This is a genomic window from Psychroflexus sediminis, from assembly GCF_900099815.1.
GTDB classification, from domain to species: Bacteria; Bacteroidota; Bacteroidia; order Flavobacteriales; family Flavobacteriaceae; genus Psychroflexus; species Psychroflexus sediminis.
In genome coordinates, this window is sequence record NZ_FNCW01000004.1 from 116,246 (window position 1) to 128,918 (window position 12,673).

Annotated in this window: 16 protein-coding genes and 1 tRNA gene; 13 read left to right on the plus strand and 4 right to left on the minus strand. The window is 37.1% G+C overall.

The window, feature by feature from the left end; genetic code table 11:
• Positions 1-71: 71 nt before the first annotated feature.
• On the plus strand, positions 72-290 hold the full coding sequence (locus BLP81_RS04940) for a hypothetical protein (RefSeq protein WP_093366450.1): 219 nt from the start codon (positions 72-74) through the stop codon (positions 288-290).
• A 94-nt stretch (positions 291-384) separates the two neighbouring features.
• Here the strand turns inward: BLP81_RS04940 and BLP81_RS04945 are convergent.
• Positions 385-458, minus strand: a tRNA-Arg gene (locus BLP81_RS04945).
• Positions 459-519: 61 nt separating this feature from the next.
• Here BLP81_RS04945 and BLP81_RS04950 point away from each other — a divergent pair.
• The 7 genes from BLP81_RS04950 (at position 520) to BLP81_RS04980 (ending at position 5,469) form a co-directional block, all read left to right on the plus strand.
• On the plus strand, positions 520-1,032 hold the full coding sequence (locus BLP81_RS04950) for an adenine phosphoribosyltransferase (protein WP_093366453.1): 513 nt from the start codon (positions 520-522) through the stop codon (positions 1,030-1,032).
• A gap of 128 nt (positions 1,033-1,160) precedes the next feature.
• Complete coding sequence (gene folE / locus BLP81_RS04955) at positions 1,161-1,838, plus strand: GTP cyclohydrolase I FolE (protein ID WP_093366457.1); 678 nt, start codon at positions 1,161-1,163, stop codon at positions 1,836-1,838.
• 3 nt (positions 1,839-1,841) lie between these two features.
• Positions 1,842-3,335, plus strand: coding sequence for a cysteine--tRNA ligase (gene cysS / locus BLP81_RS04960; protein WP_093366461.1), 1,494 nt, complete (start codon positions 1,842-1,844; stop codon positions 3,333-3,335).
• Between the two features lie 3 nt (positions 3,336-3,338).
• Positions 3,339-3,590, plus strand: coding sequence for a membrane protein insertion efficiency factor YidD (yidD, locus tag BLP81_RS04965; protein ID WP_093366464.1), 252 nt, complete (start codon positions 3,339-3,341; stop codon positions 3,588-3,590).
• Between the two features lie 42 nt (positions 3,591-3,632).
• Positions 3,633-4,448, plus strand: a complete 816-nt coding sequence (gene lgt, locus BLP81_RS04970) for a prolipoprotein diacylglyceryl transferase (protein ID WP_093366468.1) — start codon at positions 3,633-3,635, stop codon at positions 4,446-4,448.
• On the plus strand, positions 4,445-4,927 hold the full coding sequence (locus BLP81_RS04975; protein ID WP_093366472.1) for a DUF192 domain-containing protein: 483 nt from the start codon (positions 4,445-4,447) through the stop codon (positions 4,925-4,927). Before lgt ends, BLP81_RS04975 begins: the two co-directional genes overlap by 4 nt.
• A gap of 173 nt (positions 4,928-5,100) precedes the next feature.
• Complete coding sequence (locus BLP81_RS04980) at positions 5,101-5,469, plus strand: CoA-binding protein (protein ID WP_093366475.1); 369 nt, start codon at positions 5,101-5,103, stop codon at positions 5,467-5,469.
• Here the strand turns inward: BLP81_RS04980 and BLP81_RS04985 are convergent.
• Positions 5,419-6,873: a sodium:solute symporter gene (locus BLP81_RS04985; protein WP_093366478.1), complete on the minus strand. Its 1,455-nt coding sequence runs from the start codon at positions 6,871-6,873 to the stop codon at positions 5,419-5,421. The genes BLP81_RS04980 and BLP81_RS04985 overlap by 51 nt on opposite strands.
• 83 nt (positions 6,874-6,956) lie before the next feature.
• Here BLP81_RS04985 and recR point away from each other — a divergent pair, with 83 nt between their 5' ends.
• The 3 genes from recR to BLP81_RS05000 all read left to right on the plus strand — a co-directional run bounded on the left by recR (position 6,957) and on the right by BLP81_RS05000 (position 10,143).
• Positions 6,957-7,580, plus strand: a complete 624-nt coding sequence (gene recR, locus BLP81_RS04990) for a recombination mediator RecR (RefSeq protein ID WP_093366481.1) — start codon at positions 6,957-6,959, stop codon at positions 7,578-7,580.
• A gap of 4 nt (positions 7,581-7,584) precedes the next feature.
• Positions 7,585-8,700, plus strand: a complete 1,116-nt coding sequence (locus BLP81_RS04995; protein WP_093366484.1) for a glycosyltransferase family 2 protein — start codon at positions 7,585-7,587, stop codon at positions 8,698-8,700.
• A gap of 84 nt (positions 8,701-8,784) precedes the next feature.
• Positions 8,785-10,143: a dihydrolipoamide acetyltransferase family protein gene (locus BLP81_RS05000; protein ID WP_093366487.1), complete on the plus strand. Its 1,359-nt coding sequence runs from the start codon at positions 8,785-8,787 to the stop codon at positions 10,141-10,143.
• Between the two features lie 90 nt (positions 10,144-10,233).
• Here BLP81_RS05000 and BLP81_RS05005 read toward each other — a convergent pair whose 3' ends face one another.
• Entirely contained in the window at positions 10,234-11,148 is a 915-nt protein-coding gene (locus BLP81_RS05005) for an FKBP-type peptidyl-prolyl cis-trans isomerase (RefSeq protein WP_093366491.1), read from the minus strand.
• 67 nt (positions 11,149-11,215) lie between these two features.
• On the opposite strand from BLP81_RS05005, the gene BLP81_RS05010 reads away from it, so the two are divergent.
• Complete coding sequence (locus tag BLP81_RS05010; protein WP_093366495.1) at positions 11,216-11,602, plus strand: RNA-binding S4 domain-containing protein; 387 nt, start codon at positions 11,216-11,218, stop codon at positions 11,600-11,602.
• A gap of 1 nt (position 11,603) precedes the next feature.
• Positions 11,604-12,104, plus strand: a complete 501-nt coding sequence (locus BLP81_RS05015; protein WP_093366887.1) for a phosphoribosyltransferase family protein — start codon at positions 11,604-11,606, stop codon at positions 12,102-12,104.
• On the opposite strand, the gene BLP81_RS05020 is transcribed toward BLP81_RS05015, so the two are convergent.
• Complete coding sequence (locus BLP81_RS05020; RefSeq protein WP_093366498.1) at positions 12,101-12,631, minus strand: shikimate kinase; 531 nt, start codon at positions 12,629-12,631, stop codon at positions 12,101-12,103. The genes BLP81_RS05015 and BLP81_RS05020 overlap by 4 nt on opposite strands.
• Positions 12,632-12,673 lie beyond the last annotated feature (42 nt).

Below are 12,673 nucleotides of genomic sequence, written 5' to 3' on the forward strand. Positions count from 1 at the left end.
GGCTTAATTATATATTAGCTTTTATTTGATTCAGCAATTAATAGGTATAAATATAGCCCAAATTCAAAAAAATGTCTGTCTTAGAAAAATCCATATTTGTTATAGCTGTAGGAATATTTGTTTATCTCTGGAATAAATATGCAGTAACGAAATTGATCGAAAAATTTGTAAAGTTAAATCACCAAAACCGGTGGCTTGCTAAAAACGAAAACAGAATAATCGCGGGGATTCAATTATTTTACTGGTTGTTCTATCTGCTGTTTATTTTGGCCGTTCTGGTCTCTAAATAAAGTTCAAAACCTTAAATTAATTTATCCTAATCCAAATCGGGCACGCCTCTAAATAAAAAACCCCTGATTTACAGGGGTTTAGGTAAAAATCTTGTGACCACGGCAGGATTCAAACCTGCAACCTTCTGAGCCGTAATCAGATGCGCTATTCAGTTGCGCCACGTGGCCGTTTTGGGAGTGCAAATATATTTCTTTTTATACTTTTACCAAACATTAAATCACAATTATCATGCAACTCACAGATTATATTAGAACTATCCCCGATTTTCCCAAGGAAGGTATTAGCTATAAAGACATCACGCCCTTATTGATTAATCCTAAAGCTTGTGAATTTGCTCTCTCAAAACTAATTGAAGGACTTGACGGAAAACAAATTGACAAAGTGGTAGGTATAGAATCTCGAGGATTCCTATTTGGTATGCTTTTGGCCAAAGCGCTTGGAGTTGGCTTTATTCCTATTCGTAAACCCGGAAAACTTCCCTCTAAAACATTTTCTCAAGCTTATGATCTTGAATACGGAAGCGACACTATAGAAATTCATAAAGATGCCATACACCAAGGAGAGCAAATTTTGCTTCATGACGATTTACTAGCCACTGGCGGCACGGCGGCAGCAGCCTGCCAGCTTTTGAATAAGTTGGGAGGTGAAATAGTCCAGGTCAACTTTATCATCGAATTGGACTTTCTTGGAGGCAGAAAGCTTCTGCCTAATAACAAAGTTAACTCGCTTATTCGCTATTGAAACAGATTCAAATCCAGATTAAATACAAAAGCTTAGTTAATTTATTTATGAAAAGCTGATAAAGAGTCATCTTGCGACTACGAAAAGCACAAAAAAGCTATCTTTGCTGCCACTAATTTTTTAAAAAAATGTCCGAACAAAAACAAAAAAAGCTGATCGATGAAATCGGTGATAATCATATTGCTACTTCTTACGAAAACCCTGTAAGAGAGGATGCTTTTGATATGACAGAAGATGAAAAGATTGAAAAGATAAAAGGCCATGTTCATGAAATCATGCATACCTTGGGTATGGATATGACAGATGACAGTTTGATGGGTACACCTAAACGGGTGGCCAAGATGTATGTTAACGAGATTTTTGGAGGTCTTGATCCTGCGAAAAAACCTAAAGCCTCTACATTCGAAAACAACTACAAATACGGCGAGATGCTCGTAGAAAAAAATATCACTGTATATTCTACTTGCGAACATCATCTTCTGCCTATCGTAGGTCGGGCTCATGTGGCCTATATTTCCAGCGGCAGAGTTGTGGGACTTTCCAAAATGAATCGAATCGTCAATTATTATGCAAATCGGCCTCAAGTCCAGGAAAGGCTAACCATGCAAATTGTAAAAGAGCTACAAAATGCTCTAGACACCGAAGATGTAGCTTGTATTATTGACGCCAAACACCTATGCGTCAACAGCCGTGGAATTAATGACATTGAAAGCAGCACGGTAACCAGCGAATTTGGAGGAAAATTTAAAGATGAAAATGTGAGAAAAGAACTTCTCAGCTATGTCAATATGGACACTAAATTTTAACTAATGGCTTTATACGAGCACCAATCTTTAAAGATTTATAATTCCATTTCCGGAGAAAAAGAAATCTTTCAACCACTGACTGAAGGTTATATCGGCATGTACGTCTGCGGACCCACGGTGTATAGCAATGTGCATTTGGGAAATTGCAGAACGTTTATTTCTTTTGATTTGGTTTTTCGTTACTTAAAGCATCTGGGCTATAAAGTTAGATACGTTAGAAATATTACTGACGCCGGACACTTAGAAAACGACGGCGAAGAAGGTGAAGACCGTATAGCGAAAAAAGCTAAACTTATGGAAATTGAACCCATGGAAGTGGTTCAAAAATACAGTGTGGATTTTCATCAAATTCTTGAAAAATTCAACAACCTTCCTCCTAGCATTGAGCCTACGGCAACCGGTCATATCATTGAACAGATTGAAACTATAAAGACCATTATTGACAAAGGTCTGGCTTATGAAGTCGATGGCAATGTGTACTTCGACGTGATGAAATACCACGAATCGCAACATTACGGAAAACTTAGCGGTAGAAAAATTGAAGACCTTATTTCCAATACCAGAGAGTTGTCTGGACAAACTGACAAGAAAAATCCACAAGATTTTGCCCTTTGGAAAAAAGCAGAGCCACAGCACATCATGCGCTGGACTTCACCCTGGGGAGTTGGTTTTCCTGGTTGGCATTTAGAATGTACGGTCATGAGTTCCAAATACCTTGGCGAACAATTCGATATTCATGGTGGTGGAATGGATTTGAAGTTTCCACACCACGAATGTGAAATTGCTCAGGGACAGGCTTCAAATGGCAAAGATCCCGTGAATTATTGGATGCATGCCAATATGCTGACACTCAACGGCAAAAAGATGTCCAAAAGTACGGGTAATAATATTTTGCCCAGAGAACTGTTTACGGGTGAAAATGAAAATTTATCAAAATCCTATACCCCTCCTGTGGTAAGATTTTTTATGCTCCAAGCCAACTATCGAAGTATACTTGACTTTTCTGATGAAGCTTTGGCTGCTGCAGAAAAAGGATTCAACAAATTGATGGAGAGTTTAACTACACTGGAAACTATCAAAGCTTCAGATAGTTCTGATTTTGATGTTAGCGCCTGGAAAGATAAATGCTATGAAGCTATGAATGACGACTTCAACAGTCCTATTCTCATTGCTCATTTGTTTGAAGCGGTTAAGCAAATTAATTTAGCAAAAGCAGGCAAGCTTAATCTGAATCAGCAAAGTATTGATGTATTGATTACAACCATGAAAGACTTTATTTTTGAAGTCATGGGACTTGAAGATCCTGGAGAAAATTCCAAAACAACAGGCAGTACTAATGATTTTGAAGAGCTGATTCAGTTTTTAATTGACATGAGAAGTCACGCTAGACTCAACAAAGATTTTGACACCAGTGACAAAATCAGAGATAAACTCTTGGATATGAATGTTGAGCTCAAAGACGGTAAAACCGGTACAACTTTTCAGATACATTCCTAAGCCATGTGGCGACGCATTTTGATTTTTCCTTTTGTGATGTTTATCAAGATTTATCAGTGGATTCTATCTCCCTTTCTAGGTTCCAACTGCAGGTTTCAGCCCACCTGTTCACACTATGCTTTAGAAGCCTTCAAAACTCATGGAGTCTTCCAAGGCTTTTACTTAAGTGTAATTCGAATTTCGAAATGTCACCCTTGGGGAAAATCCGGATATGATCCGGTTCCTCCACCTAAAAAACATTCAGAAACGAATTGAAAGTTTCAATAATCTGTATATTAGCAACTAAATAATTTAAGCATGTTCCAAGCCATTCAATGGGACCCTTCACTGGGAATCGATTTAGGTATTTTTACGTTGAGATATTACAGCCTAATGTTTCTCATAGCTTTTGGAGCTGGGTTTTACATTACAAAACAAATCTTCATCTCTGAAGGTGTTTCCTTAGAAAAACTCGATAAACTTCTCATCTATACCATTCTTTCAACCTTAGTGGGAGCGAGACTTGGCCATGTGATTTTTTATCAGCCCGAATTATTTCTCGAAGATCCTCTGTCTATTTTTCTGCCCATTAGTTTTGTACCAGAGATTGAATTTACAGGGTTTCGGGGACTTGCCAGTCACGGAGCGGCTATAGGGATTGCCATAGGCATGTATTTCTATAGCAAAAATGTGACTGAGAAATCCATTTTTTGGATTTTAGATCGGATCACTATACCCGTTGCTTTTGGGGCTGTCTTTGTCAGGATTGGAAATTTTTTAAATTCTGAAATCGTCGGTAAGGCAACCAACTCCGATTTTGGGGTTGTTTTTGTTCAGTTGGGAGAAAGCTTCCCAAGACATCCCGCGCAGCTATACGAGTCTGTTTGTTATTTAATCCTCTTCGGAATTTTATCCTTGCTGTTCTGGAAAACCAAATTGAAAGAGAAAAAAGGGGTTCTCTTCGGAATCTTTTTTACCTTGCTTTGGACCATTCGTTTCTTCGTTGAATATGTTAAGGAACCTCAGGTGGCTGAACGGGCTGATTGGTTGTTTAATACCGGACAACTGCTGAGCTTGCCTATGATTGTTATTGGGCTTGCAATCATTTATTTTTCGAATGAAAGGGCCAAATGAAACAGCTTAAATATTTTTTAGCCTTAGTCTTTGTGTTTTTGATTTTGTCCTGTCAATCCAGGCAGAATCAACATAAAGACCTCTCCTTGGAGTTCGAATTTAAAAAAGATACGCTTCTGAGGTTTATTCAGGGGAATGATACTATTGCCCCTGTTTTTGAGATTGAACTGGCTGAAACTGATTACGAAAAAGAAACTGGTCTAATGCACAGAAAACAAATGCTATCAAATCAAGGCATGCTTTTTATATATAACAATGAAGCGGCCAGGCCTTCGTTTTATATGAAGAACACCTATATTCCTCTGGATTTGATTTATTTGGATAAAAACATGGAAATTGTAGATTTCAATTTAAATACACTTCCCTTTTCTGAGGATTTAATCAGTTCTGATGTTCCTTCACGCTATGTACTTGAAGTTAATGCAGGTGTTGTCAATGAGCTGAAACTTCAAAAAGGAGATCAGATAATTTTAAACTAAAAAAGGCAATCGATCTGACTGCCTTTTTTTTAAAAAACCAATTTACTAGAGGCTAATCCAAGCAATATCTTTATTTATATAAACGCTAAAAAACATTTTTTGTTACGACAATTAACAGACTTTAACACTTTGATAATCAACCCGAAACCTTAGAAATAAAACCTATTAAAATTATGAAAAAAAGAACTTTAGTCATCGGCGCCTCAGAAAATCCAGCCAGGTATGCTTATAAAGCAATTCGGGCTTTACTACAAAAAGGCCACGAAGTTGTTGCTTTGGGAAAACAAAAAGGAAAGGTGGAAGGTGTTGAAATTCAAACTGAAGTTTTATCGAGTCTGGATGTAGACACCGTGACGCTTTACATCAATCCTCAGCATCAAAAACATTACACGGCCTTTTTAATTGAACTGAATCCTAGCCGTGTCATATTCAATCCTGGTACAGAAAATCCAGACCTGCAGCATAGGCTTGAAGACTCTGGGATCGAAACTTTAAACGCTTGTACTCTCGTACTTCTGGCCACGGATCAGTATGAGTCCTAGAAAGGTAAGCAGGCCATTCAAAATCAGAATAAAGAAACCAAATTCAAAGTTCAAATAGGACAAGCTTAAGCTGCTTATCACATAGGACAAGACTGGTGAAATTATGGCCACTAGTGGTATCCAGTAATCTTTTACTCGCCATTTTGTAAACAAACCAAAGGCATAAAGTCCTAAAAGTGGTCCATAGGTATAACCCGCAAATTCAAATAATTTGTTGATGACGCTCTTGTCTTCAATGGCATATTTAAAAACCATCATCACGCCAATAAGCACGAATGAAATAAGGATGTGAATGTATTTTCTAACTTTCGTCTGTGAAGCTTCAGAGTACCTTTCCTGAATATTTAAAATATCTATACTTACAGAGGTTGTAAGCGAAGTAAGTGCAGAGTCTGCACTAGAATAGGCGGCAGCAATAAGCCCCAAGATAAAGGTAACAGCTACAGCTATTCCTAACACACCAGATGTGGCCACCGCAGGAAACAAATCGTCTCTTGTTTCTGTAATCCCGATTAGGTCTGCATAATCGGTTAGCAAAAGACCTAAGAGTAAAAACAAAAAATTGACAACAGTAAGGACCAGAGTAAACCAGAAAATATTTTTCTGAGCATCTTTCAATGTTCTGCAAGTCAAGTTCTTTTGCATCATATCCTGATCGAGCCCGGTCATCACAATAGCGATAAACATCCCTGATATAAACTGCTTAAAAAAGAAATCTGAGCTCTTATAATCTTCAAAAAAGAAGATTTTAAAATTATCATGAGTACCCAGATAGCTCCACAGGTCCTCAATTTGAAGCGCATCTGAAATAAAATAAATAGAGATTCCTAAAGCGATAAGCATAAACAGAGTCTGAAGCGTATCTGTCCAAACAATCGTTTTAATTCCACTCCTGAAGGTATAGAGCCAAATCAATAAAATAGTAATGCTTACCGTGGCATAATAGGGGATTCCAAGTGCATCAAAAACGATGAGCTGAAGCACATTTGCTACTAAAAACAATCTAAAGCTAGCACCAACAATGCGAGAAAGTATAAAATAAGATGCCCCGGTTTTATAAGCTCGATTACCAAATCGAGTATCTAGATAGGTGTAAATAGACGTCAGATTCAATCTGTAATACAAGGGTAACAGCACAAGACTTATCACAGCGTAACCAATAGTATAACCAAGAACAACCTGAAAATAACTAAAACTGCTAAAGGCTACGGTACCAGGAATGGAAATAAACGTTACACCACTTAGCGAGGCACCAATCATCCCAAAGGCTACTAAATACCAAGGAGACTGCTTATTGGCTTGAAAAAACTCAGAGTTACTTCCACTTTTATTGGTCAAAAAGGAAATAAAGATCAGAACCACAAAATAAGCCAGAACCAGGAGTAGAATTTGATAAGCTTGCATAGTCTAAGTTTGGCTGGCGAAAATACAAATGTTTCCTTAAGATTTTAATAAAACTAAAACTCAAAATTGTATTTTAGCCCGGTATGGAGTTTTCATCAAAGTATCTTGAAAAAGCAATTGAAGAAATTGCTTTATTACCAGGAATAGGTAAACGCACAGCCCTTAGGCTGGCGCTGCATTTATTGAAACAGCCGCAATCCCAAACCACAGATCTGGCTACAGCATTGGTAGACCTTAAAACCAAAGCCAGGCAATGTAAAAGTTGCCATAACATCTCAGACCATGACTTGTGCGGTATTTGCAAAGATCAGACAAGAGATCAAAGCATGATTTGCGTAGTTGAAGACATAAGGGATGTTATGGCTATAGAAAACACGGAACAATACAAGGGTATTTATCACGTTTTAGGAGGTAAAATAAGCCCGATGGATGGTGTTGGGCCTCAACAACTCAATATAGAAAGTTTGGTAGCCAAAATAAAAGCAGGACATGTTAACGAAGTTATTTTCGCCTTAAGCAGTACCATGGAAGGCGATACGACCAATTTTTATATATACAAACAGATTCAAGCTTCTGAATATGCTTTAAAAACTTCTACCATTGCAAGAGGTATTTCTATAGGTGACGAACTGGAATATGCAGATGAAATTACTTTAGGAAGAAGTATATTACAGAGAGTTCCTTTCGAAAATTCATTAAAAAACTGACGGCTTGAAACTTTCTGTTATCATCTTAAACTATAAGGTTCCTCAACATCTGATGCTGTGCTTGGATAGCGTAACTAAGGCAATAGAAAGTATAGATGCTGAAATAATAGTTATAGATAATAATTCGGCAGACAAAAGTTGTGAGTTAGTTAAGCAAAACTTTACTGAGGTCAATTTAATTAGAAATACAGAAAACTCTGGTTTTTCAAAAGGAAATAATAAAGGTGTAAAAAAAGCTAAAGGAGAATATCTGTGTATCCTGAACCCAGATACCGTAGTCCCTGAAGATTGTTTTACTAAATTGTTTAAGTATCATCAGGAACTGGAAAACCCAGGGGCTATAGGAGTACAGCTTGTGGATGGTACAGGTGAGTTTTTAGAAGAAAGCAAGCGAAATATTCCCATACCCAGGGTTGCAATAAAAAAATTACTTGGCAATTCTTCTTCCTACTATAATTTTGATTTAAAAAAAGATGAGAATGGTCCAACAGATATTCTAGTAGGAGCGTTTATGTTTATGGAAACCCATTTATTCCAAGATATTGGAGGTTTCGATGAAGACTATTTTATGTACGGTGAAGATATTGATTTGAGTTATAGAATCCATAAAGCGGGTTTTCAAAATTATTATTTCGGAGAATCTAAAGTCTTGCATTATAAAGGAGAAAGCACCACCAAAGACCAGGAATACCTCAAAAATTTTTTTAATGCCATGTATATTTTTTACAAAAAACATTTCAAAAATTATACAAACTCCTTTAAACTGGTTAAGCAAAGTCTTAAACTCTCCATGGTTTTTGAAAAAATGAAACTAAAATCTATCAAACCTAATAAACAAAACTTTAAAAAAGTTTACTTAATTTCAAAAGATAAAAGTCTAAAAAACAAGTTGGAAACCAAAGTCAGTCTAGAAATTAATTTAATATCGAGAATCAGTACCACTACAAAAGATACTCTAATCGTAATGGATGCGGATCAAATTGAATACAGAGACTGCATAAAAACGATCGTGGATTTAAAATCTAGGAATAATGTTTTCAGAATAAAACCCAGAAATTATAATTTCATGATAGGCAGCGAAAGCAAATACGTAAAAGGTGAGGTTATTGATCTTAGTTAAGAAGATAAGAACTTAGGAATATAACTGGCTTAATTTTACTAAATTTGCAAACTAAAACTGAAAAACACCTTTTAGGTTGAACATATGGCAAAAAAAGAATTAAAACTACCCAAGATGGGTGAGAGTGTTGCAGAAGCAACCATTACCAGTTGGTTAAAAGAAGTTGGCGACAGTATCGAAGCTGATGAAGCAGTTCTAGAAATTGCAACCGATAAAGTAGATTCTGAAGTTCCCAGTGAATACGATGGGGTTTTGGTTGAAAAGCTGTTTGAGGTGGACGATGTCGTAAAAGTTGGTGAGGTTGTCGCTATTATTGAAGTAGATGGAGACGGAGAGGATGACGATGCTTCAGACGAAACTGAAACCGATGTAACAGCTGAGACCAAAGCGGCTGAAGAAGCTGCTTCGATGGTGGAAGAAAGCGTGAATCAGGCAAAAACAACTGCTGACAGCGCCTCAAGTTATTCTGATTCTAAGCGGTTTTATTCCCCGCTTGTCAAAAATATTGCACGTCAGGAAAACGTCTCTCCAGAAGAATTAGAAAGTATAAAAGGCACTGGTCTTGACGATAGGGTTACCAAAGATGATATTCTGGCCTATGTCAAGGATAAAAAAGACGGCGCGAGCACTTCGCAAAAAACCAGAACGGAAACATCTTTAGGAGAAACACCTTCTGCTCCTCAAGCAAAAGCTTCTCCTGCTCCAAAGGTAAACACTCCAGTAAATATAAACGCTGAAGATGAAGTGATAGAAATGAGCAGAATGGGTAAATTGATTTCTAGCCATATGATTGCTAGTACACAGACTTCTGCCCATGTTCAGTCTTTCATAGAAGTAGATGTTACAAATATTTGGAATTGGAGAAATAAACATAAAAATGCATTTCAGAAAAGAGAGGGTGAAAAGTTAACCTTCACTCCTATTTTTATGGAAGCAGTTGCCAAAACCATAAAAGACTTCCCGAAAATCAACATATCAGTTGATGGAGATAAGATTGTGATGAAAAAACATATCAATCTTGGCATGGCGGCAGCATTACCAGACGGTAATTTGATTGTACCTGTGATAAGAGATGCGGATCAACTCAACTTACTGGGCATGGCCAAAAAAGTAAATGACCTTGCCGGAAGAGCTAGAAATGGGAAATTAAAACCCGACGAAACACAAGGCGGCACTTACACGGTGACCAATGTAGGGACGTTTGGGAGTGTGATGGGAACCCCAATCATCAACCAACCCCAAGTTGGAATACTGGCTTTAGGTGCCATCAGAAAAGTGCCGGCCGTTATAGAAACTCCCGAAGGTGATTTTATAGGTATTCGTCACAAAATGTTCTTGTCTCACAGTTATGACCACAGAGTAGTAAATGGTGCTCTAGGAGGACAATTCATTCAAAGAATGAAAGAATATCTGGAAAATTTTGATACGGAAAGAAGTATCTAATTAGCAATACATTTAAATCAAAGAGCCCTTAAATTAAATTTAAGGGCTCTTTGATTTAACTAAAGTATATATATATATATATATCAGGCTCTATGCCGGAAAAGTCGCATCCAAATAATCGGGAGTACCATTGCCATTGGAATCAGGTAGAGGTAGAATAAGATTGCCATCTTCGTCTAAATTGACCTCTTCTCGTGTTGGAACACCATCGCCATCATCATCTTGATCTCCAAAATTGGGGATTCTATCTTCATCAGTATCATCGTCATTGAGGCGTCTATTTCCATTGACATCTTCCATCCAAGAAGGAACTCCGTCTCTATCATGATCGGTTTCAATAGATTTATACAATTGAAAATTAAAAACAATTGGCTCGTAAGGAGAAATTCCGGATCCGGAAGGTGGAGCAGAAAAATAGGCTAAGCCAGAAGGAATAAAAACAGAACCTACTCCAAAATTATCATCAAATGAAACCGTTCCGTCTGGATTTAGCATAACGCCTGTAGATCCTCTAAACTCATCCATTACTTCATAGAATCCAATTATATTATTTCTTAAATCGAACCAAATTGGATTAGGTGCATTATCAAATACTTCCTTATCAGTCATTGCAAATCCGTTATAGGTGACTAATACAGAATCTGCGAAAGTTGTATTTCTTACAGCTTCGGCTCCTTCTCGTATTTGCAGATAGTATAAAGTATATTCTGTTCCCAGTTGAGATACAGTTTTTGACTTTAAAAATTCAGAGTCCAGTACTGCTTGTTTATCAGTATCATTTTCGCCTATCTCTTTATATACAATGCTTTGGAAATTTGGGTTTTGTGGATTATCTACAAGTTCATAATAATGGGTTTCCAGGAAAGTCTGAATTTGTTCCATGTTTTCAACTTTCACTTCTTCCACGTCTCTAATAACTACCGTAGTAACATCTCCATCATCATCAGAACTACAAGAAACGATAAGGATAAGAATAAAAATTAAAACTAGATTTTGTATTTTCATTTAACTGTAATTTTTGCCGCAAGATACGATTTTCTTCTATTTTTGCTGAAGAATAAATTCGATTTTGATGAGAGTAGATAAATACTTGTGGGCCGTGAGATACTTTAAAACCAGAAGCATTGCCAGCAATGCCTGCAAGAAAGGTCATGTCAAAATAAAAGGAGAATCGGTAAAGCCTTCGCGGAATGTCTATCCAACCGATAAGATTGAAATTAGAAAAAATCAAATCCATTATCAAATCGAAGTCTTAGATCTGCCAAAATCCAGGGTTGGCGCCAAATTAGCGAACATTTATTGCCTTGATATTACCCCGAAGGAAAACCTCGAAAAACTTGACTTGCTAAAGTATTCTCAAGAGTACTACAGAAAAAAAGGAGCAGGCAGACCTACTAAAAAAGACAGACGAGAGCTGGATGATCTCAAAGAAAACACGAAAGACGACATAGATGAATAAAATGAAAACAGAACCTACCTTAATCTTATCTGAAGAAGATATCAAAATTAAAGTCAAGCGGATTGCTTTGCAAATTCTGGAAACTTGTCTGGAAGACGAGAAGATCGTAATCGCCGGCATTAAGGAGAATGGAGCTACTCTTGCGGCATTGATTTCTGAAGAGATAAAGAAATTGTCTGATAAAACTATGGTTCTGGCCAGCGTTAAACTCGACAAGAAAAACCCATTACAATCGATTGAAGTCTCTGTAGAGCCTTCAGCTTATAAAAACAAAAGTTTAATTTTAGTTGACGATGTTTTAAACACGGGGTCTACCCTCATGTTTGCCGCAAAACATTTTCTGGAGGTTCCCTTAAAGCAGTTTAAAACAGCTGTCCTGGTAGACAGGAATCATAAAAATTACCCCATCAAAGCTGACTATAAAGGTATTTCTTTATCGACTTCACTCAATGAAAGAGTTGAGGTGAATTTTGAAAGTCCTGCTAAAGCAGAGCTGATTTAGGTATTTTGATTCATAACCTGAATCAAATCTTCTAAACTATCAGAGGCATTCTTACCTGAAAGGTCCAGTACATGATCCGCCATAAAATAAAACTGCTGTCTTTCAAAAAGATGCTTTCTTACAAATTCCTCAAATTCATTTTTATCCTCATAATGTGAAATAAGCGGTCTAAATTCTCTCTGAAGAAAAAGCCTGTCCACTAAGGTTTGTATATTGAGTTTCAGGTAGACCGATGCAACTCCTGGAGCTTCCATGATGTTCTGCATGTTATTTCCATAAACGGGGGTACCCCCACCCAGGGATAAAACAAAGTTGTCTTCTTTTGAAATGATCTCGTGCAAGGCCAGAGATTCTGCTTTTCGAAAATAGATTTCACCTTTTTTCTGGAACACTTCTGGTATTGTAAGCTGTTCTTTGCTTTCGATGTAAGCATCGAGATCGATAAATCTCAAGTCAAAAGTCTTAGCTAAAAGCCGACCTAAAGTTGACTTTCCTACACCCATATATCCTAATAAAACAACCTTCATAAATTCCCGCTTTTGAACAAATTAAAAATGTTTCAAATTTAA